Source organism: Nonomuraea sp. KM90 (assembly GCF_052246675.1).
Taxonomy (GTDB): domain Bacteria; phylum Actinomycetota; class Actinomycetes; order Streptosporangiales; family Streptosporangiaceae; genus Nonomuraea.
Map to the genome: position 1 here is coordinate 1 of NZ_JBQQCB010000409.1, position 752 is coordinate 752.

At 71.3% G+C, this 752-nt stretch carries 1 protein-coding gene; it reads left to right on the forward strand.

The window, feature by feature from the left end; genetic code table 11:
- Positions 1-752 (forward strand): TCP-1/cpn60 chaperonin family protein (locus ACTWPW_RS64495; RefSeq protein ID WP_443175084.1); only part of this gene is annotated, 752 nt, incomplete at both ends.

A 752-nucleotide genomic window follows, 5' to 3' on the forward strand; every position in this document is an offset into this window, starting at 1 on the left:
CGACATCGCGATCCTGACCGGTGGTCAGGTCGTCGCCGAGGAGGTCGGTCTCAAGCTCGAGAGCGCCACCCTCGACCTGCTGGGCCGCGCCCGCAAGGTGGTCGTGACCAAGGACGAGACCACGATCGTCGACGGCGCCGGTGACGCCGGGCAGATCTCCGGCCGGGTCAACGAGATCCGCGCCGAGATCGAGCGCACCGACTCCGACTACGACCGTGAGAAGCTCCAGGAGCGCCTGGCCAAGCTCGCCGGTGGTGTCGCCGTCATCAAGGCCGGCGCCGCGACCGAGGTCGAGCTCAAGGAGCGCAAGCACCGCATCGAGGACGCCGTCCGCAACGCCAAGGCGGCTGTGGAGGAGGGCATCGTCCCCGGCGGTGGCGTGGCGCTGCTGCAGGCCGGCGCCAAGGCCTTCGACAAGCTCGAGCTCACGGGCGACGAGGCCACCGGTGCCGCCATCGTCAAGAAGGCGCTGGAGGAGCCGCTCAAGCAGATCGCGGTCAACGCCGGCCTCGAGGGCGGCGTCGTGGTCGAGCGCGTGCGCAACCTCACCCCGGGCGAGGGCCTCAACGCCGCGACCGGCGAGTACGTCAACATGTTCGACGCCGGCATCCTCGACCCGGCCAAGGTGACGCGCTCCGCGCTGCAGAACGCCGCCTCCATCGCGGCGCTCTTCCTCACCACCGAGGCCGTCATCGCCGAGAAGCCCGAGAAGACCCCCGCTGCTCCGGCCATGCCGGGCGGCGGCGACCCGC